Below are 19,044 nucleotides of genomic sequence, written 5' to 3' on the forward strand. Positions count from 1 at the left end.
ATTGTCAAAAGCAAAGCCAAGTCCATAAAAACGGTGAGGTGAGAGCATGATTGCACGAATACTCCGTCTGTCGATTGAGCGCCGTGGTGTCATGATGTTGTTCGCCTTGTTTGTCGCCTTTTTTGGTATGTACAGTTACAAACAACTGCCGATTGATGCTGTGCCTGATATCACCAACGTGCAAGTGCAGATAAATACCGCAGCCCCAGGTTACTCGCCTTTGGAGACTGAGCAACGCATAACGTTTATAGTTGAAACCTCGCTGGCCGGTTTGCCTAATTTATCGTATACCCGCTCGATATCACGCTATGGCTTGTCGCAAGTCACAGTCGTGTTTAAAGAGGGCACCGATTTATATTTCGCACGAAATCTCGTCAACGAGCGTCTCACCGCCATCGCGGCGCAATTGCCAACAGGGTTAACCCCTGAAATGGGCCCTATCGCCACAGGCTTGGGTGAAATTTACATGTACTCGTTAAGTGCTGAGCCTCAGGCGCGACAGGACAACGGTCAACCCTATGATGCTATGGCATTAAGGGAGATCCATGATTGGGTAGTTAAGCCCCAATTGTCGCTTGTTGAGGGGGTGACCGAGGTTTATGCGGTAGGCGGATTTGAAAAGCAATATCATGTGAATCCTAATCCAGTCGCAATGATAAACTTTGGGATAAGTACAGGTGACCTTCTCAGTGCGCTAGAACGCAACAATGCGAATCAAGGCGCTGGTTTTGTAGAACAAAATGGGCAACAAGTCCTGATCAGATCGGAAGCCCAACTGAAGGGCATCGACGATATCGGCCAAGTGGTTGTTAAGATCATTGATGGCGTACCGGTAAAAATTCAAGACATCGCCCAAATCAACCTCGGTAAAGAGCTGCGCTCTGGAGCCGGCACGTTAAATGGCCAAGAAACAGTGATTGGCACGACAATGATGTTAGTGGGAGAAAACTCTCGTACGGTCGCCAAAGCTGTGGACAGTAAGCTCGAAACCATTAAAACAAGCTTACCCGAGGGCGTTATCCTTGAAGCGGTTTACGATAGAACAAGCCTCGTTGACAAAACCATCGACACAGTACAGAAAAACCTCGTCGAGGGCGCTTTACTTGTCATCGTTGTGCTATTCGTTTTGCTTAGGAATGTGCGAGCTGCACTTATTACAGCCGCTGTAATACCCCTGGCAATGCTTGCCACGATATCGGGTATGGTCAAAACCGATGTGTCTGCTAACTTAATGAGTTTAGGCGCACTGGATTTTGGCTTGATTGTCGATGGCGCAGTTATCATTGTTGAAAACTGTATCAGGCGATTATCCGAATCCCAGAAGCAAAACGGCGCAACTCTACCGCTCAAAGAAAGACTGAATGTTGTATATGAAGCCACTAATGAAGTCATACGTCCCAGTTTGTTTGGTGTATTGATCATTACCATTGTTTATATCCCCTTGTTCACGCTCACTGGCGTCGAAGGTAAAATGTTCCACCCCATGGCAGCGACCGTGATAATGGCTTTGCTTGCCGCAATGGTATTTTGTTTTACCGTAGTGCCTGCGGCGATAGCGATTTTCATGAGAGGTAAAATTAGCGAAAAAGAAAGCCCAATTATTAAAGGTGCAAAGGCAGTCTATCGTCCTGTTTTAACCGGAGCGCTGCGTTTTAGATGGCTAGTGGTAGTAGCAGCGAGTGCTTTGGTTGTCGGCAGTTTATGGATGGGCAGTAAATTAGGCTCCGAGTTTATTCCCCAGCTCAATGAAGGTGATATCTTAGTACAGGCAATACGGATCCCTGGGACAGGGATAGAACAAGCAGTTGAAATGCAAAAAACTCTTGAAGCGAAACTTATGCAGTATGAGCAAGTACAGACGGTATTCGGTCGCACGGGTACGGGTGAGGTCGCCACCGACCCTATGCCGCCCAACATTACTGATACGTTTGTTATTTTAAAGCCTCGGGAGCAATGGCCCGATCCATCAATGACTAAAGCCGAGCTAGTCGAAACGTTTGAAGAGGACTTGTTTACCTTGCCCGGCAATAATTATGAATTTACCCAACCTATTCAAATGCGGTTTAATGAATTGATCAGTGGGGTAAGGGCAGATTTGGGCATAAAACTATTTGGGGATGACTTAGATACCCTCTTTGCATCTGCTTCTGACATTTTGTCCGTTATTTCAACGATTGAAGGGGCTGATGACGCGAGGCTTGAGCAGGTAGAAGGCATTCCAATCTTCACCGTCACACCAAAGCCTAATCAATTGGCACGCTTTGGTTTGGATATAGCCGACTTGCAGTTATGGCTCAATGCTGCGACAGGTGGAAAAACCGCTGGAATGATTTTTGAAGGCGACAGACGCTTTGAAATTGTCGTGCGATATGCCGACGACATTCGAAATGAACTCACTCAGCTTGAGAGCGTTCCCATAGTTACGCCCTCTGGTGAGCATGTACCGATAAGCGAATTAGCCACACTGGCATTTAAAGAAGTACCTAGCCAAATAAGCCGGGAAAATGGCAAACGTAGTATTGTTGTCACAGCAAATGTGCGTGACAGAGATATTGGCACTTTTGTTGAAGAAGCTCAGGCGAGAATCAATGATGAAGTAGATTTACCTGCTGGTTATTGGCTCGACTATGGTGGAACCTTTGAGCAGCTCGAGAGTGCGAGTCAACGATTGACTATTGTGGTACCCGTTACGTTGCTTGTGATATTGACTATGCTGGTGATTGCGTTTGGCTCTATACGCGATGCGTTAATTATCTTCACAGGTATCCCTTTGGCATTAACAGGCGGTGTAGTGTCTCTTTGGTTAAGGGATATGCCTTTATCCATATCCGCATCGGTAGGGTTTATCGCGTTGTCTGGGATTGCCGTGCTAAACGGATTGGTAATGCTGTCCTTTATAAAGCAACGTTTGCTAGAAACCGGAGAATTAGTGAATAGCATTGTTGAAGGAGCACTGATTCGATTACGTCCAGTGCTAATGACGGCATTAGTGGCAAGCTTAGGGTTTGTGCCCATGGCGCTCAATACGGGCATAGGTGCAGAGGTGCAACGGCCTTTGGCCACGGTGGTCATCGGCGGGATAATATCGTCAACCTTGCTAACACTGGTAGTGCTGCCTGTACTCTATCGACTCGTGCATAGTAAAGGGGATCAGTAGTGTTCTTGGGCATTTATTCGTAAATGCCCAAGTTTTACCTGAACGATTTTTAGGTACCTATTGACTCTTTATTAAGTATAGACTTTACAATCATATTCTTAACGTCATGTACGATAAGGATAGATATGGTTTCGCTTATTTTAATTAGTAGTTTTTTGGCGCTAGCCGTCCTCGGTAGAAGCTTTGTTCAATATAAGAGAAATGGTGATTTTGGTATAAGAGCAGCATCTATAAACGCACCATTAATAGAAATTGTACCAGGGGCTATATTCGTGGTTACGTTTTGCTTTGCATTTGGTCTAGTTCTTTTTGGTTACTTAGGACGTGCGCCCCTACTATTTGTTCCTTCAATTCCATTTCAGCTTCTCGGCTCCTTGATTGGCGCCTGCGGAATTGCTGTAACTTTGTTGTCTCAAATTCAAATGGGAGATTCATGGCGTATTGGCGTTGACCAGCAAGAAACGACTGCACTTATTACCCACGGGATTTACGCAAAGTCTCGCAACCCCATTTACTTTGGTATTTTTCTATTTTGGGCAGGGGTGTGTATAACGTTCCCACATTTGCTGCTTTGGGCATGTGCTTTTGTATGTTGGATTTGCATTGAAGTGATTGTTCGACAAATTGAAGAGCCTTATTTGAAGAAAGTGCATGGCGATGATTTTCTAAAATATAAGTCTGACACTAACCGATACATACCTAAGCTTTCACGCTTTAAGTTTTGACGCTTAAATAAGTAATGGCGCAGGCTGCTTTATATGCATAAACTAACGAACGGTATCTTTTAACGTCCATTTTTATGAACTGTCGTTATTCTTAAATAAAGTGAGCCGACTGATTATGTTTGCAAGCCCGTTCTCGATTAGCGTGAGTTCATTGTCAATTAAAGTGAGTCAGGCACCGGTCATATTCTCACTTAATGTGAGTCCAAAATGTACGATGTAATCAAGTCAGAGGGATTATGTTCGCGAGCCACTACAGCTAATAGACTGATTGGTATTCTACATTGAAAAACACCTAGTCTTTTGAAACTCGAACCAGCTTAGTATCATTCTCAACAAACATATCTTTCTCAACAAGTATTCTTTTCTGATTTACTTTATCACGTAAACGAGCTTCGCTGATTTCGCCGCGAATCATTTTTCCCATGTAATGCATAGTATTATGGGTGAGCTTTATAACATCGCCGTATTTATCTTTTTCAGATAATAGAAACTGGTTTATTAGATTTATTCTCTCCACACAACATTGCTTCAGTTCCTGATTAAATGTATCAACGTACTGAAATAATGCTTTTTTCGCTAAAACTTTATCGTACTGAGGTAATGCTTCAACATTTAATTTTTTCTGCTTTAAAATCAGTGAGCGATCTATGGCTTGTTGAAAAGTTTCCAATGTATAGAGAGCCAGAGGCTTATTTAATGTCTGCATTCTCCTTTCTAGATAAACAAGGTTTTCGTTTTCCCAGCCGACAATTTTTGCTTTTTTATAGACCAGCTTTGCATTGTACAATGCACGCTCAATAAGCATAAGTTCATCAAGATACTTATAAGGTTCTGCCAACAAATGTGACGTCATCATATTTTCGGCTTTGCGTACCAGCAACTGCACATCGGCTTCTGCAGCCTTGCGTCTTAACATCGATTCAGTTAATACAGGTTCTGGCGTACAACCAGAGATAATAAAAATAAACAGCAGTAATCCGATAGATTTTATAATAATTACCATTTGTGCGCCCTTCCCTGTTCACTTTGTTTTTTTGCCGCAGTCTATAAAAATTTAAATGATGGTGCTCATATACCTGGAAAATTTACTCTATAACACAAACCGTGATGCCTGTTTAAAGTTCAGGCATGATATTTTATGACATCTGATTACTTTTCCGTGTACAGACCGTCCGAAAAATGCAGGTAAAATCTAACCTACCACGCTATTAATCGCACGTCTAATTAGTAGAATAAATTTTAGCACTTTAAAGCTAACAATTTATTGGCACAAAAAAGCCCCGACTATGCGGGGCTTATCCGATTACAATGACCGATGTAGTTAGATTAAATTACTCGCTAATGCTCCGGCTAGTAATGCTGAGCCGCCGCTCACTAATGCAGATATAAATATCCACCAAGCCGCGCTTGCTGCTGTTTTTCTTACAGCTTCTGACTGCTCAAAAGCCATATCTTCTAAAGATTGAATACGATTTTTCGCTTCAGTTTGGAAGGAGTCTAAGCGTTCGGTTAATTCTGCTTTCGCTTCATTATACTTCGCCATATACTCATCAATGTCTGATTCATCTAACTGGTTATTGTTGGTCAAAAGTGCACGAACTGTTTTCTCGTCCATTTTTGAAATTCGTTTAGATAAAATTTCCGGCGCCATTTTAGGATCATCAAGAATACCCATAAAATCAGCTTTAAGATTGCGATATCTTAATTCAGGGCGCTGGGTCCGGTTAAACCAATCTTGGATACGCGTCTCGGCACGGCTGCGTTTTACCGGCAGATTATCAGTCTGACTTCCGCCATTTTGCTCTGAATTGTCAGATTTTTGAGCAGACTTTGCTTTACCCACAAGCTTATCGAAAACAGATAATATTTTATTTGCTTTTTGCTCATTCATATCTTTATGTGAAGCAATCGCCGCTTTAATCGTGTTGCGGTCGATTTTCTGCATGCGTTGACGAAGTACCTGTTGAGACTGTGAAGGATCATCAAAAATCGTTTCTAAATCTTTTTCTATTTGTTCAGAAGATACTTCGTCCTGCCCCATTTCATCTAGATAATCTGATACAGCCTGACGGTATTTCTGACCTTCTTCTTCATTACCAGGGCTTAATTTATCAAATGCAGACGTTGCTTTCTGCTGATTAGAGTCACCTTCTCGCATAGCAGTTTTAGTATGATTAACTGCTTCTGAAAGTTTTTTCTTATCTTTATCGCTAACGTTTGACTGCTTGTTTGCAACTTCAAGAATTAACTTGCGTGCGGCTTCCGGATCATCGGTCGTATACTGCTCTTCAATTTCGATTTCGTGAATAAGCTTTTCGATTTCTTTACGAAACTCTTTAGGAGAATGGTCAGAGGTCGCTTTATCTATATAGCTTTTAATCTTCTTATCAATTTCCGAAACATCAAATTCTTGACGAATTTCATCATGGATTGCCTTAACGGTCTTCTGCGCAAATTCTTCAGGTTTTGCCTGACCGTTCGAGCTGAAAACGCTAGATAAAGCTGAGCCAGTTTTGCTAAAGCCAGTTTGAATGAACGAGAATAAACGCCCGGTTATACTTGTTGTAAATTTAATATCAAAATAAAGACAAGCTATAAAGAACAGTGCCCAGATTATGAGCCCAGTAATTGCACCATTTAAGATTGTCGTACTTTGAGCAAGATCAAGCGCTAACCAGGTGCCTACAAACAGTGAAATAGACATCGTAATTGTGCTGAATAATCCCAGCCCGGACACCACTTTTTGCCCCATACTGCCGGGCGTTGAAGAGTCTGATGATGATTGAGATGAATTATTTGATGAGCTACTGCTATTACCCTGCTTATCTCGAATATCACCAACTGCGCTTATTCCTAGTGCCACTGCCAGGTTACTAAGTAAAAACTGTATCCCAACGGCTATAATCACCCCCGCCAGAACACTTGTAAAGAAATGGCCTGCCAAGGACACAGACCCCTGCACTTGCGCCATAGCGATTGGGCTAAATAAGGCGGCTATACTAAGTATGCCCGCGTACCTGATTTTGCTCATAAAATTTCTCCAGATTATTTATTACTCTAAAATGGTTACTGTGTTTTCCTCAGCCTGGTTTACCCGACAATTACATTTAAGTAAGGTTGGTACTTAAGTTGTAGTTACGTTAAGGTTAATACTTATAAATAAATACCTTTTTGGAAACTGGTCTTTGTGTCGCAACGCGACACTTAATGGTTTAATATTATGAAGGTATGGTGCCGTAAATTCTTAAATAGAAAGCCCAACCTGGGGCTTTACAATATTAACTCTTATTCTGGTAGCAACACTTTAAAAACGCCAAAGTGCATATCACTTACATCTTTACCTGCATCCTGAATTTTACTGTTTGTGTAATATAAGTAACCATCAAAAATACTGAATGTATCGGCCCAGTTGACTTTATCACCTTTAACCAGGGTTCTGAGCTGGTGAGCCGGGGTCAGGTAATCAATAGTCTGTTTTTCAAGGTTTGCTAAATATAAGTTTCCGTTGTCCGCATATATCATCCCATCTGGCGCGCCCGTTTTAGCTACCTTCCATACAGCTTGTTCTGTTTTGTTTGGTACGTTATGTTTTATATCTTTTGTATTTATAGCGTAAAGTGAATATCCGCTTAAAGCATGAAAATACAACGTGTCATTCACCCTATCCAGTGCAATGCCATCAGAATGAACAGTATTCTTAAAAGGTTTTCCCGCAATATCCAATGTATCGACTTCGGCTCGCGTAAATGTATGGTCGTTTAAAATCCGGTAACTGCTGTCATCTTGTAAATTATAAACAACCAAACCAGGATGATTTGAATCGGTCAGGTATATTCTTTGTGTTTTATCATCAATACGTAAATCATTGATGTATGAGTCTTTATGATACGCATTTTTGGATAACTCCAATACCGATTCAATATTTTTCGACGCTAGATCTATTACAAAGATTCTTGGGGCATCCTGCACTTTCTTGAATTTTGGGTTTCGCGTATCTAATACATATAACTTATTGTTATGCGCAATTACTGACTGTACAGCTAAAAAACAGTCGTCTTTTACAATGCTATCAGCTACGCATCTATTGTAATTATCATCAGGAAACGGCGTCAGGCTTTTTGTTTCAGTGCTAACTTCTGCTACCGCAAACTTAACGCCATCACGCCAGTTTGGTGCGCTTACAAAAACTCTGCCCTCAGAGCTAACTGAAATGCCGGTAATTTGAGTGCCTTTAACATCGATAACCTGCTGCGGCTCTTTGGCGTACAAAGCAGTGGTTAGAAGTAAGGAAGTGGTCAATGCTACAGATTTTGCTAGAGTCATATTAAATTAATAATAAAAAAGGTCAGACTAAGCATTACGATACAAACTTCTCTTTAGCCTTCAACACAGTTTATCCTTTTTATTTATTGCGTTTACCCGAGCAGCGCTTTGAGCAATACTTTACTTCGCTCCAGTTTTTTTCCCATTTTTTTCGCCAGAAAAAGGGGCGCTTACAAACAGGACATAGTTTAGAGGGTAACTCAGATTTCTTCATTTTTACTGAGCTTGTCTAAAAATGCGGCGCTATCACTGCGCACAGTATCGATCTTTTGCTGTGACATTTTTTCAAAACTTTTAAAAACCAAGCCCATTCGCGGATTGTGTTTAAGTTTATCGTGGTGAGAATCAACAAAGCGCCAATATAAATAATTAAACGGACACGCGTCCTCGCCGGTCTTTTTTGTCACACTGTAACCGCAATTCTTGCAATAGTCCGACATCTTATTGATATAACTTCCGCTGGCTATGTAGGGTTTACTGGCCAGGTTTCCGCCATCAGCATATAAAATCATACCGGCAACATTGGGTAGCTCCACCCATTCATACGCATCGGCATAAACTAATAAAAACCAGTTTTGAACTTGCCTGGGGGATAATTCGCACAGTAGCGAAAAATTTCCAATCACCATTAAACGCTGTATATGATGAGCATAAGCGTGATTTTTAGTGTCTTGAATGCATTGGCGTAAGCAGTTCATATTAGTATGACCGCTCCAAAATAACTCAGGCAAATCTCGCTTCGCATTGAAAAAATTATCGTTTTGCAGCGTCGGCATTGAATGCCAATAAAAGCCGCGAACATATTCGCGCCAGCCCAGAATTTGCCGGATAAAACCTTCAACTGAATTTAACGGAGCTTCGCCGGCATGCCACGCAGACTCGGCCTGTTGAATTACTTCTCGCGGAGTTAGTAACCCACAGTTTAAATAAAAAGAAATGTGTGAATGAAACAACCAGGGCATATTGTGTCGCATTGCGTCCTGATATTTGCCGAAATCAGGTAAGCGCTGTTCAATAAATTCATTAAGTACCTGCAGCGCCTGTTCGCGCGTAACGGCATAGTGAAATGAACCTATATTGCCAAAGTGATCATCAAAATATTTTTTTACTAACTTGATAACCTCTTGTGTAATCGCATCAGGTTCAAATTTTGTAGGCTCAGGCGGGTAGATATGCGCCGGCATGGCTTTGCGATTGCTGGCGTCGTAATTCCACTTGCCACCGGCGGGCTCGCCCTGCTCCATCAATATCTGGTGTTTTTTACGCATTTCACGATAAAAAAATTCCATACGCAGTGATTTTCGAGCTTTTGCCCACTCCTTAAAGTCTTCAAGGCTGGCATAAAACCGGGGATCATCAAGAATCTCTACAGAGGTACCAAGCTGTTGTGGCCATTGGTGCATACTTTTTAAAAGTCGGTATTCTCCAGGTTCGGTCACTAACACGCGTCGTAACGAAGCATTATCCTGCAGAGTTTTCTTTACTTCGTTAAGCAAACTGCCCTGATTGTCTTCATCATCAAAGTATCGGTAACGAACTACGTAGCCCTCATCTTTTAATGTCTGAGCAAAGTGCCGCATCGCCGAAAATAACAGAACGAGTTTTTTCTTATGATGTTTTACATATGTTGCTTCTTCGTTAACTTCAGCTAAAAGTAAGACATCATTTTGTTTATCCGCTTGCTGAATGATAGGCAAACTCAGTGTGAGCTGGTCTCCTAAAATAAGCCTTAGCGAAGCCCCCATTGTTACTTTCCTTTTATCTCATCAAACGCATCAAGTGCGCGCTGCCGACTTTTTTTCAAATCAACTAACGGCTCAGGATAATGGTCGCCCAGAGCAACCCCTGCTTTTTGAAGCACATCGTCGGGTGCATCCCAGGGTTTGTGAATATATTTTTTAGGTATATCCTTAAGTTCAGGACAAAATGTTCTTACATAGTCGCCTTCTTTATCAAAGCGCTCACCTTGTAATACCGGATTAAAAACCCGGAAATACGGCGAGGCATCAGCGCCGGAACCTGCAACCCATTGCCAACCAGCGGTATTGCTCGCTAAATCCGCGTCAACCAGGCAATCCCAGAACCACTGTTCGCCCTGGCTCCAGTGCATTAAAAGGTTTTTGACTAGAAAAGAACCGACGATCATTCTTACCCTATTGTGCATCCAACCGCTCTGCCAAAGCTGACGCATTCCTGCATCTACTATAGGAATACCGGTTTTGCCTTGCTGCCAGGCGTTCAATTCCTTTTTACTGTATCGCCAATTGAAATGGTTAAACTTCTCTTTGAAGTTTTCATCTACAATGTGCGGAAAGTGATAAAGCATATAATAGCTAAATTCACGCCATCCCAGCTCGCTAAGAAAAGTTTCAATATCTTTATTTTCCTGGTCGCCAAATTTGCCTTTAATGGCATACCATATTTGATTAGGCGATATTTCGCCCCAGTGCAGATGCGCAGAAAGCTTTGAAGTACCTTCAACCGAAGGGATATCTCGTTCTTCTTGATAGTGATTAGCTGGCTCAGATAAAAACTCGCTTAAGCGATCTGCTGCGCCTTCTTCGCCTGGACGCCATTCTTCTTCAATGCCAGCGTACCAGTTAATTGAGGGTAAAAGCTGCAATGATTCTAAGCCATCGCCTTTATCTTCTACTTCGGCATAAGTAATACGCGCTGGCGGGGCCTTTGGGTAACGCGGTTCAGGTTGATTTAAACATCCCTTTTTATAGTAGGGAGTGAATACCTTGTAAGGGTCTCCACTTTGATTTTTAATATTGCCGGGCTCCCACAGCAGGCTTGCGTTGAAACTTTTTACCTTTATGTCATTTTCTTTAAGTTGTTTCTTAAGCTTTTTATCTCGTTCAATTGGCCAGGGTTCGTAACAACGATTCCAGAAAATACGTTCGACGCCAAACTGTTCAAGCAAATGTGGAATCAATTCTTGCGCAGCCCCTTTAAAGATTTGCAAATGGCCATTCAGGCGTTCATTAAGACTTTGCAATGATTGATGCAACCACCATTGTGAGGCGCCACCCGGCTTATGGTCATCGGGCGCTGCGCTATCGTAAATAAAGACCGGAATTATCTTACCTTCGTCGCAGGCGGCATTTAAAGCCGGATTATCTTTAACGCGCAGGTCATTTCTAAACCACATCAGGCTCACAGGTACTGTCACACACACCTCTGTTTTAAATTTTTGTTCTGCACATATACGTAAAATCGCATTATTTGATCTAAACAAAGACCTAAAAGCCAGATCATTACAACATAGATATTCAGGGTTCGGTTTTTTGTCTGCACCTATCGGGGATAAACCAAAAAGGCCAAATCAGTCACAGAGTCATTATGGTCATGTCGAGAAAATCATAATGTTAAAGCGATGCTAAACGAATTGTTACTATGCGCTCTATAACAAAACGTTGTGCTTACCGGTTGTGGTCTTTAAGCCATTCGTTTAACAATTTTACCTGCCCACACTTATACGATGCGTACATCAACCGTATCGCATTACTTACCATATCATTGTCGTTCCACCCTGTTTTTTCCCGAAGTTCCTCGTAACACTGCATAGCTTCGGGACTTACATAGCCACGCACCATTTTTTTACCCTCGTTATGCTGTTTGTCACGAAAGCGGCGTTGTTTTTCAGCATTGGCGTAGGGGTTAAATTTTTTCTTTTTTGTCATAATTTTCCTAAAAAATAGGTGATAGCCCAGTGTAGCATGTGAAAAATATTGCATTAAATCACTGTTCGGAGTTGTTTAGCGTACAAGTGTTCGCTAAATTATGACGCTGATATTTCAATGTAGAAGAAATTATATGTCTGACAAGCAAAATAGCTATAATCGCGATGAATTACTGGCCTGTAGTCAGGGTGAGCTGTTCGGCCCTGGGAATGCCCAATTGCCGGCACCGAACATGCTAATGATGGATCGTATTGTATCTATCACAGAAGATGGCGGTGCCCACGGTAAAGGTGAAATGATAGCCGAGTTGGATATTAATCCTGAACTTTGGTTTTTCAAGTGCCATTTTCCAGGTGATCCGGTTATGCCCGGTTGTTTAGGCCTGGATGCTATGTGGCAGTTGGTTGGATTTTACCTTGGTTGGAGCGGCGGCCCGGGCAAGGGACGGGCATTGGGTGTAGGTGAAGTCAAATTTACCGGCCAAATATTGCCTACCGCTAAAAAAGTAACATATCGTATTACGATGAAACGTGTGATTAAACGAAAATTGTTTATGGGCCAGGCTGATGGCGTGGTCGAGGTGGATGGTCGCGAAATTTACTCGGCAAAAGATTTGAAAGTGGGTTTGTTTCAGGATACTTCGAACTTCTAAACTATAAAGCCCCGCTATTGACGGGGCTTGTTTCAACATCAAAGAGAGTTTTACCTCACCGACAGACCTTCCTGTCGATCGCCTACCGCTTCTCGCCAACCTCCTAGCCAGTGGGACCTTGTATCAAAAGATTGAAATGGACAGTTTTCTTTAGAGCGACCGCTGATTCCAGCCTGATACCCTTTTGAATGGGCACGAGTCAATTTATCTCTTTTTTGTCGTTTCATCGATTAGCCTCTTTTGTCAGTTTATGTGCGCATGCAAAAATAAAACACTACGAAGCAAAATTTGTCGTTCGCAGGTTATTTTCAAACCGCACCTATCTTTGATAGCTAACAATAAGGATAGGTTCAAGTTTTTTTAAGTTTAATTATTATTGACAAATCTCAACAATCTGATTTTTATCAATATTTAATTTAACAAAAATTTATTATTTAACCCGTTATTTCTTCACATAATTGTGTTCGCTATTTATTTTGGGCACAAAAAAACCACGCATAAGCATGGTTTTTCATCTTAGCTTGACCATTAGTGTCGAATACGACGCCAGCCTACAACGCCAGCCAGAAACCCAAGAATTCCCCAGGAAACCGCCGCGCCACTACGTTCAAAATTATCATCATCGTCTGTGTCGACATCGCAATCTCGAGGCTCAGTATTGCCGTTGGGAGTGAGCTTAACCGCTTGAATGACTTCCTCGACGACTTCATCGCCATTGTCATCTAGCACAACCGTTCCGTCAATATTTCGAATTGTCTGTTTAAACAGTGCATTAGCAATAATTTCATTATTATCGTTAATGTCAATGGCATCGACCAACGTGTAATCGCTGTCACAACTTATCAAAGAGTTAAGGTCAACAATATCTTCATCACCCAGCGTGTACATAAACGCTCGTTGCTGCGCAGCTGTGGTATTACGAGCAGGTTCAGACTCTGAAACACCCACCACAATATTATTGTTGTTTATTGCTTTACCTTCTGTGGGCGAGTTTGTATAAAACCCGTCGGGATAGTAACTTTCTTCGCTGTCTAAGTTATAAGCAAACAACCGCTTTCTTGAAATACCATTAGGTGCACGCTGTACATAGCCGGTAACCCAATTATCATCATTAATCGCAACGGCGCTACTCACCTGATTTTCATCACGAGGTAGCATTTCAATTGTCTGATTGTTAACAAAAGAAACAGCCACGGTTTCGCGACCTTCAGTTGTGGTTCGCCCTACTGCAATACCCTGGTTGTTAATTGCCTGAGCGTAACCCGCATAGGCAATATTCAACTGATCTTCATCAGGCTCAAAAAGAAGCGGAAATGTGGTGGTACTAAGTAGGTTTCCAGAGGCATCAAGCTGCCAGATAGTGGGCCGAATCTGTGAGGAGTCTCTTAACGGAAAACCAGTTGAACTTAAACCTGAAATATAAACAATTTCTTGCAAACATTTTTCGATGATTTTATCGCCACGGGTTTCGTCATTCATACATTCTTCAATGTCTTCCAGGCGCGACTCCGAAAAGCCTACAGTACTGTACCCTGCTACCTGAAAATTATTATTCACCGCATAGGCCGTGGCGAAACCATTTAATGTATCGTCGGGCGAAGGTAACCGAACTGACTCGCCATTTATTTGCGCAAATGCCTGAATCGGTCCTTCACTTAAAATATAAAAGTCTTCTTCGTCATCTGAGTTAACAAAATTGACACGCTCATAAGGTAGCTGCGAAGTACCTACGATGAAATTTGCGTTTAAGCTGTCTCGGGCAATCGTTTGTACAGATTGCGTAAACCCATTGCTGTCATCATCACGAAGTACATCAAGACCTGGAATCAAGTCAGAGTCGACGGTATCTGAGATATATGAACGAAATTGCGCCAAATGCTGAAACGCGGTCGAACTACGCTGGCTGCTTACCAGTAGTGAGTTGACAATCTGCTCATAATCGGCAGTAGTGAAATTTCCCGCAGCAGCAGCGTCTGGATCTTCAAAAAAGCTGGCATTGGTTTCAAAATAATCTTTTTCGTTAAGCCAGCCCACGTTAATAAAGGGGTTATATTCACCCGATACAGTGGTAAGCATGGTACCGGTATTGTCAATCGACTTGGCAAAGCTGTTTTGCGCTTTTTCTGAAACTGGCAAAGGTGTAACAGTATAATTTTCTGCCCACGCGGTAATACTACTGGTTGCCAAAACAATGGCTGCGGCAAGCTGTGTTTTTTTCATTGCTGTCCTACTTTACTGCTGTGCATCTTTAAGCATGCTTTCAAGTTCATCCCAACGCGCATACTTTTGTGAGAGCGTTGATTCTATATTGTTCATATGTTCTAAAGCAGCGCTGATTGTCGCTTGTTCTTTGGAAAAAAAATCAGGGGCGTTCACAACTTCCTGAGCTTCTGCTAATTGTGCTTCTAAACGTTCTATATCTAGTGGCAAAGATTCAAGCTCTCGCTGATCTTTGTATGATAACTTTTTCGTCTTTCGAGGAGAAGACTTTGACTTAGGACTGTTGTCAGCGCTTTTAGTTTCACTTGATTGCTGAACCTGGGCGTTTTTTTCTTCTTTTATCCGGGCCTTTTCCTGCTCTGCATACCATTGGGCGATGTCTGAGAAACCACCGACAAATTCCTGCAACTTACCTTCGCCTTCAAATACCAGGCACAAATTAGCCACGTTATCGACAAATTCACGGTCATGACTAACCAGTAAAAGGGTGCCGGCATAGTTTGCCAGAAGCGTTTCGAGCATCTCCAGCGTTTCTACATCTAAGTCGTTAGTTGGCTCATCTAGCACCAATACATTGCTGGGCTGTAGCATGAGTTTTGCCAGCATTAAGCGGTTTTTTTCACCACCAGAAAGTGACTTGACCGGCGCGTTTACCCGCTCAGGCTCAAACAGATAATCCTGAAGATAACTAATAACATGACGGGGATGGCCGTTAACGGTTAGATCGCGTTTGCCATCGCCTACAGCATCGATAACGGTTTGTTCTAAGTCTAGCCCAAACCGGTGCTGGTCAAAGTAGGCAACTTCAAGGTTAGTCCCCCTGCGAACCTGACCTTCATCAGCTTCAAGCTGTCCCAGCAGTAATCGAATCAGTGTACTTTTACCACTGCCGTTGGGGCCGATAAGGGCCAGTTTATCGCCGCGCAAAACATGTAAATCCAAACCTTTGACTATAGGTTTTTGTTCAATACTGTAGCTTAAACTTTCAACTTCAAAGACCATTTTTCCAGAGCGGCTTCCCTGATGCTGACTCACCGCTACGTTACCTTGTACCGAACGCCGGGCTTTACGTTCTTCACGCAGTTTTTTCAGTGCTCTGACGCGACCTTCATTACGCGTTCGCCGGGCTTTTATTCCCTGGCGTATCCATGTTTCTTCCAAAGCAAGTTTGCGGTCAAACTCGGCATTGTGGGCCGACTCTATTTCTAAATCCTGCTGTTTTTTCTCAAGATAGCTGTCGTAATTGCCAGGATAGCTGGTAAGCCCCCCCCGATCTAAATCCACAATACGCGTTGCCATAGCCCGAATAAATGCCCGGTCATGGCTTACAAAGACAATAGCGCCCTGAAAGTTCTTCAGGCTTTGCTCTAACCATCTGATCATTTCGATATCAAGGTGGTTGGTAGGCTCATCCAATAACAGCAAATCAGGAGAGCGCACCAAGGCTCGGGCCAGCGCGGCTTTACGACGCCAGCCTCCCGATAAAGTGGATAAAGAAACGTCAGGATCCAACTTTAACATGGTCAGTGTTTGAGCTATCTGCTGTTCGGCCTGCCATGCGTCTCTTGCATCTAACTCGGCTTGCAAGGCCTCAAGTCGAGCCAGATTTTTGTCGCTAGGGTCTTCGGTAACAACCTGTGTTTGTCGGTGAAAATTTTGAATTATTTTGCCAACATCGGCTAACCCTTCAGCGACATAATTGTATAACGTGATATCGGTTGTTTGGGGCGGATCTTGTTCAAGTCTTGCGATGATAGTTTTACTGTCAACAATACGCTGGCCATCATCGGCGATAACATCCCCGGCAATAACCTTCATTAAAGTCGATTTTCCACTGCCGTTACGTCCAACAAGACATACACGTTCACCAGGCTGAACCACTAGCTCAACCCCATCTAACAACGGTGGATCCCCGTAGATAACCGTAATATTTTTTAGCTGCAAAATGCTCATTGTAAAAAGGACTCCAGTTCATTTTGCGTAAAAGGCCAACTTAACTGCGCCTGCGAGTCAACTCGTTCTAATACCGGAATTTTGGCGCCGTAGCGATGATATAACGCTAAATCATCGCGCACGTTTCGCCTGACGATCTGACAGTTTAAAGGTGCCTGCATTACCATACTGTAAGCAACATCACACAGGTCGCAGCCTGGCCCGGTATACAGGACTAATTGCATTTTGTTAACTGCCAGCATTTATGTATATTACTATGCCGGGCAAAGTCTTGCGGAATCGTTTGCTTGCTTAAATCTTCAGCACTTAATTCAAGTGCTTTTATCGCATCAGTATCTAGTTTAAAGCCCCGTTTATTATTAGAAAAAATAATTGTGCCACCTGGCTTCAGGCATTTTTCTGCCTGCGTAATAAGTGCAACATGGTCACGCTGTACATCCCAGGTCGACTGCATTCGTTTTGAATTAGAAAACGACGGCGGGTCTATAAAAATCAAATCGTACATGCCACTATGACTTTCTAACCAGGTTGTGCAATCTGCCTGTACAAAAGCATAAGGGCCATTAAGACGATTCAGGGTAAAGTTACGCTTAGCCCATTCGATATACGTTTTTGACATATCTACAGTACATACCGAACGCGCCCCACCTAAAGCAGCGAACACCGAAACACTACCGGTATAGGCAAACAAATTTAGTACATCTTTATTTTTCGCCATCGCTTTTATACGCTGGCGAGTGTCACGATGATCTAAAAACAGCCCGGTATCCAGGTAGTCAGTCAGGTTAACTTCAAACAGTGCGTCGTTTTCCTGTACCGTTTTGGTGACCCCCTGCTGAGCAAGTTTTTCGTATTGCGACGTACCCTTTTGGCGCGTTCGTACCTTTAGTGAAATTTGTGAAGCAGGCACGCCCGTCACAGCAGGAAGGTGTAACAGTACTTCTTGCAGCCGGCGGCGGGCTTTGTCTTCAGAGATGTCTTTGGGCGGCGCGTACTCCTGTACTACTAACCAGTCATCGTAGCGGTCAATGGCAACATTGTAATCCGGCAAATCGGCATCGTAGATACGATAGCACTGGGTATTTTGCTGCTTTAGCCAAGGCTTTAGTTTTTTGAGATTTTTCTTCAGGCGATTCGCAAACTCGTGATTTTGCACCTCTTCTGAGAATTGCTCACAATTGGCTTCATCAAGCTGATAATTTACCAAACGGCACTCAAGCTTGCCATTGTTCATAGCATAGTCTTTGGCGGCACGCAGTTTTAATACTCGCAACAAGTCACGATTACTGGAAAGCAGTGTAATTTGCCAGCCTTTCCAGGCTGTTTTCAAATGCTTACCCCAGGCCGAAAATAAAGGTATCAGATCGGTGAGTTCGCCTAAGCGCTCGCCATAAGGCGGGTTTGATACCATATATCCTTTTTGTTTTACCGGCGGCGCCCCTTTGGTCGCATCTTGTACTGAAAATTGAATATCGCTAAATACACCCGCTTCATCAGCATTCGTTCTGGCCATAGCCACCAGGCGGCGGCTTACATCACTTGCGTAAATGTTGTTCTGCGGCGGTTGTTGCGCCTCCAGCGCTTTATCAACTAATGCTTCCCACAACTCGTTGTTATGCTGTAACCAACGATTAAACCCCCAGTATGCTCGTTTGATACCCGGGGCGATGTTGCGGGCAATGTAAGCGGCTTCGATGGCTATAGTCCCTGAGCCGCACATAGTATCAACCAGCGGTAGCGCTGTATTTGCAGTCCAACCCGACCGCATAAGCATGGCACAGGCAATATGCTCTTTGAGCGGTGCTTCACCCGTTTGTTGCCGGTAGGCGCGCTGATGCAGGCTATTACCCGATAAGTCAATACCAATTGCCACGTGGTCACGATGGCACTTTGCATAAACAGGAATATCTGGCTGACGCCGCTCTACAGAAGGTCGCTGACTGCTTTGTCGAGTAAACTGATCAACAATCGCATCTTTGATTTTTACCGCACCAAACTGGGTATTTTTTATTACTCTGTTAGTACCGACAAAATGAACGCCCAGTGTCTGGTTAGATTTCATATGTGAAGGCCAGTCAATATTGTCGGCCGTCTCATATAATGCCTCAGCACTGTCGCATTTTCCGTAAGCCAGCTGCCAGATTACCCGGTTCGCAAGCCGGGACCACAGGCAAAGTGTATACGCCTGCTCAAGAGTGCCTTCAAAGCTTAGCATGCCTGGCGTTAGTGAGATGTCCACATCAGGACACAGCAAAAGTATCTCTTGTTTAAGTAATTCATCTAGTCCGCGGCTTGTGGTAACAAGAATTTTGTTCATGAAAAAGTTTA

Annotated in this window: 15 protein-coding genes; 3 read left to right on the plus strand and 12 right to left on the minus strand. The window is 43.1% G+C overall.

Annotated elements, in window-relative coordinates; translation table 11 throughout:
- Positions 1–46: 46 nt before the first annotated feature.
- Both JK130_RS07895 and JK130_RS07900 read left to right on the plus strand, forming a co-directional pair.
- Positions 47–3,157 carry an efflux RND transporter permease subunit gene (locus tag JK130_RS07895; RefSeq protein ID WP_218353774.1) on the plus strand — a complete coding sequence of 1,037 codons (3,111 nt, stop codon included), beginning with the start codon at positions 47–49 and terminating at the stop codon, positions 3,155–3,157.
- Between the two features lie 125 nt (positions 3,158–3,282).
- A complete protein-coding gene (locus tag JK130_RS07900; protein WP_004588581.1) occupies positions 3,283–3,882 on the plus strand; it encodes a methyltransferase family protein in 600 nt (199 codons plus the stop codon).
- Between the two features lie 292 nt (positions 3,883–4,174).
- On the opposite strand, the gene JK130_RS07905 is transcribed toward JK130_RS07900, so the two are convergent.
- The 7 genes from JK130_RS07905 to JK130_RS07935 form a co-directional block, all read right to left on the minus strand.
- Positions 4,175–4,885 carry a hypothetical protein gene (locus tag JK130_RS07905; protein WP_218353775.1) on the minus strand — a complete coding sequence of 237 codons (711 nt, stop codon included), beginning with the start codon at positions 4,883–4,885 and terminating at the stop codon, positions 4,175–4,177.
- A gap of 318 nt (positions 4,886–5,203) precedes the next feature.
- Positions 5,204–6,913 carry a hypothetical protein gene (locus tag JK130_RS07910; protein WP_218353776.1) on the minus strand — a complete coding sequence of 570 codons (1,710 nt, stop codon included), beginning with the start codon at positions 6,911–6,913 and terminating at the stop codon, positions 5,204–5,206.
- A 254-nt stretch (positions 6,914–7,167) separates the two neighbouring features.
- On the minus strand, positions 7,168–8,205 hold the full coding sequence (locus tag JK130_RS07915) for an L-dopachrome tautomerase-related protein (protein WP_218353777.1): 1,038 nt from the start codon (positions 8,203–8,205) through the stop codon (positions 7,168–7,170).
- A 79-nt stretch (positions 8,206–8,284) separates the two neighbouring features.
- Positions 8,285–8,419, minus strand: coding sequence for a DUF2256 domain-containing protein (locus JK130_RS07920; RefSeq protein ID WP_218353778.1), 135 nt, complete (start codon positions 8,417–8,419; stop codon positions 8,285–8,287).
- Entirely contained in the window at positions 8,406–9,950 is a 1,545-nt protein-coding gene (locus JK130_RS07925; RefSeq protein WP_218353779.1) for a cryptochrome/photolyase family protein, read from the minus strand. Before JK130_RS07925 ends, JK130_RS07920 begins: the two co-directional genes overlap by 14 nt.
- A gap of 2 nt (positions 9,951–9,952) precedes the next feature.
- Positions 9,953–11,380, minus strand: coding sequence for a cryptochrome/photolyase family protein (locus tag JK130_RS07930; RefSeq protein WP_218353780.1), 1,428 nt, complete (start codon positions 11,378–11,380; stop codon positions 9,953–9,955).
- Between the two features lie 250 nt (positions 11,381–11,630).
- A complete protein-coding gene (locus tag JK130_RS07935) occupies positions 11,631–11,891 on the minus strand; it encodes a hypothetical protein (RefSeq protein ID WP_218353781.1) in 261 nt (86 codons plus the stop codon).
- A gap of 133 nt (positions 11,892–12,024) precedes the next feature.
- On the opposite strand from JK130_RS07935, the gene fabA reads away from it, so the two are divergent.
- Positions 12,025–12,543 carry a bifunctional 3-hydroxydecanoyl-ACP dehydratase/trans-2-decenoyl-ACP isomerase gene (gene fabA, locus JK130_RS07940; protein WP_218353782.1) on the plus strand — a complete coding sequence of 173 codons (519 nt, stop codon included), beginning with the start codon at positions 12,025–12,027 and terminating at the stop codon, positions 12,541–12,543.
- Between the two features lie 50 nt (positions 12,544–12,593).
- Here fabA and rmf read toward each other — a convergent pair whose 3' ends face one another.
- The 5 genes from rmf to rlmKL form a co-directional block, all read right to left on the minus strand.
- Complete coding sequence (gene rmf, locus JK130_RS07945) at positions 12,594–12,770, minus strand: ribosome modulation factor (protein WP_218353783.1); 177 nt, start codon at positions 12,768–12,770, stop codon at positions 12,594–12,596.
- Positions 12,771–13,071: 301 nt separating this feature from the next.
- On the minus strand, positions 13,072–14,763 hold the full coding sequence (locus JK130_RS07950; protein WP_218353784.1) for a DUF3466 family protein: 1,692 nt from the start codon (positions 14,761–14,763) through the stop codon (positions 13,072–13,074).
- A gap of 12 nt (positions 14,764–14,775) precedes the next feature.
- Positions 14,776–16,716: an ATP-binding cassette ATPase Uup gene (uup, locus tag JK130_RS07955; protein WP_218353785.1), complete on the minus strand. Its 1,941-nt coding sequence runs from the start codon at positions 16,714–16,716 to the stop codon at positions 14,776–14,778.
- Positions 16,713–16,940 (minus strand): glutaredoxin family protein, encoded by a 228-nt coding sequence (locus JK130_RS07960; protein WP_218353786.1) that lies wholly within the window; start codon positions 16,938–16,940, stop codon positions 16,713–16,715. The genes uup and JK130_RS07960 overlap by 4 nt, the downstream gene beginning before the upstream one ends.
- Positions 16,931–19,033, minus strand: a complete 2,103-nt coding sequence (gene rlmKL, locus JK130_RS07965; protein ID WP_218353787.1) for a bifunctional 23S rRNA (guanine(2069)-N(7))-methyltransferase RlmK/23S rRNA (guanine(2445)-N(2))-methyltransferase RlmL — start codon at positions 19,031–19,033, stop codon at positions 16,931–16,933. The genes JK130_RS07960 and rlmKL overlap by 10 nt, the downstream gene beginning before the upstream one ends.
- Positions 19,034–19,044 lie beyond the last annotated feature (11 nt).

This window comes from Alteromonas lipotrueiana, from assembly GCF_019249245.1.
Lineage (GTDB): Bacteria > Pseudomonadota > Gammaproteobacteria > Enterobacterales > Alteromonadaceae > Alteromonas > Alteromonas lipotrueiana.

Excerpts from the sequence above, each read along its gene's own strand:
- JK130_RS07895 (WP_218353774.1), top strand. The coding sequence starts at position 47 with ATGATTGCACGAATACTCCGTCTGTCGATTGAGCGCCGTGGTGTCATG.
- JK130_RS07900 (WP_004588581.1), top strand. The coding sequence starts at position 3,283 with ATGGTTTCGCTTATTTTAATTAGTAGTTTTTTGGCGCTAGCCGTCCTC.
- JK130_RS07905 (WP_218353775.1), bottom strand. The coding sequence starts at position 4,885 with ATGGTAATTATTATAAAATCTATCGGATTACTGCTGTTTATTTTTATT.
- JK130_RS07910 (WP_218353776.1), bottom strand. The coding sequence starts at position 6,913 with ATGAGCAAAATCAGGTACGCGGGCATACTTAGTATAGCCGCCTTATTT.
- JK130_RS07915 (WP_218353777.1), bottom strand. The coding sequence starts at position 8,205 with ATGACTCTAGCAAAATCTGTAGCATTGACCACTTCCTTACTTCTAACC.
- JK130_RS07920 (WP_218353778.1), bottom strand. The coding sequence starts at position 8,419 with ATGAAGAAATCTGAGTTACCCTCTAAACTATGTCCTGTTTGTAAGCGC.
- JK130_RS07925 (WP_218353779.1), bottom strand. The coding sequence starts at position 9,950 with ATGGGGGCTTCGCTAAGGCTTATTTTAGGAGACCAGCTCACACTGAGT.
- JK130_RS07935 (WP_218353781.1), bottom strand. The coding sequence starts at position 11,891 with ATGACAAAAAAGAAAAAATTTAACCCCTACGCCAATGCTGAAAAACAA.
- fabA (WP_218353782.1), top strand. The coding sequence starts at position 12,025 with ATGTCTGACAAGCAAAATAGCTATAATCGCGATGAATTACTGGCCTGT.
- rmf (WP_218353783.1), bottom strand. The coding sequence starts at position 12,770 with ATGAAACGACAAAAAAGAGATAAATTGACTCGTGCCCATTCAAAAGGG.
- JK130_RS07950 (WP_218353784.1), bottom strand. The coding sequence starts at position 14,763 with ATGAAAAAAACACAGCTTGCCGCAGCCATTGTTTTGGCAACCAGTAGT.
- uup (WP_218353785.1), bottom strand. The coding sequence starts at position 16,716 with ATGAGCATTTTGCAGCTAAAAAATATTACGGTTATCTACGGGGATCCA.
- JK130_RS07960 (WP_218353786.1), bottom strand. The coding sequence starts at position 16,940 with ATGCAATTAGTCCTGTATACCGGGCCAGGCTGCGACCTGTGTGATGTT.
- rlmKL (WP_218353787.1), bottom strand. The coding sequence starts at position 19,033 with ATGAACAAAATTCTTGTTACCACAAGCCGCGGACTAGATGAATTACTT.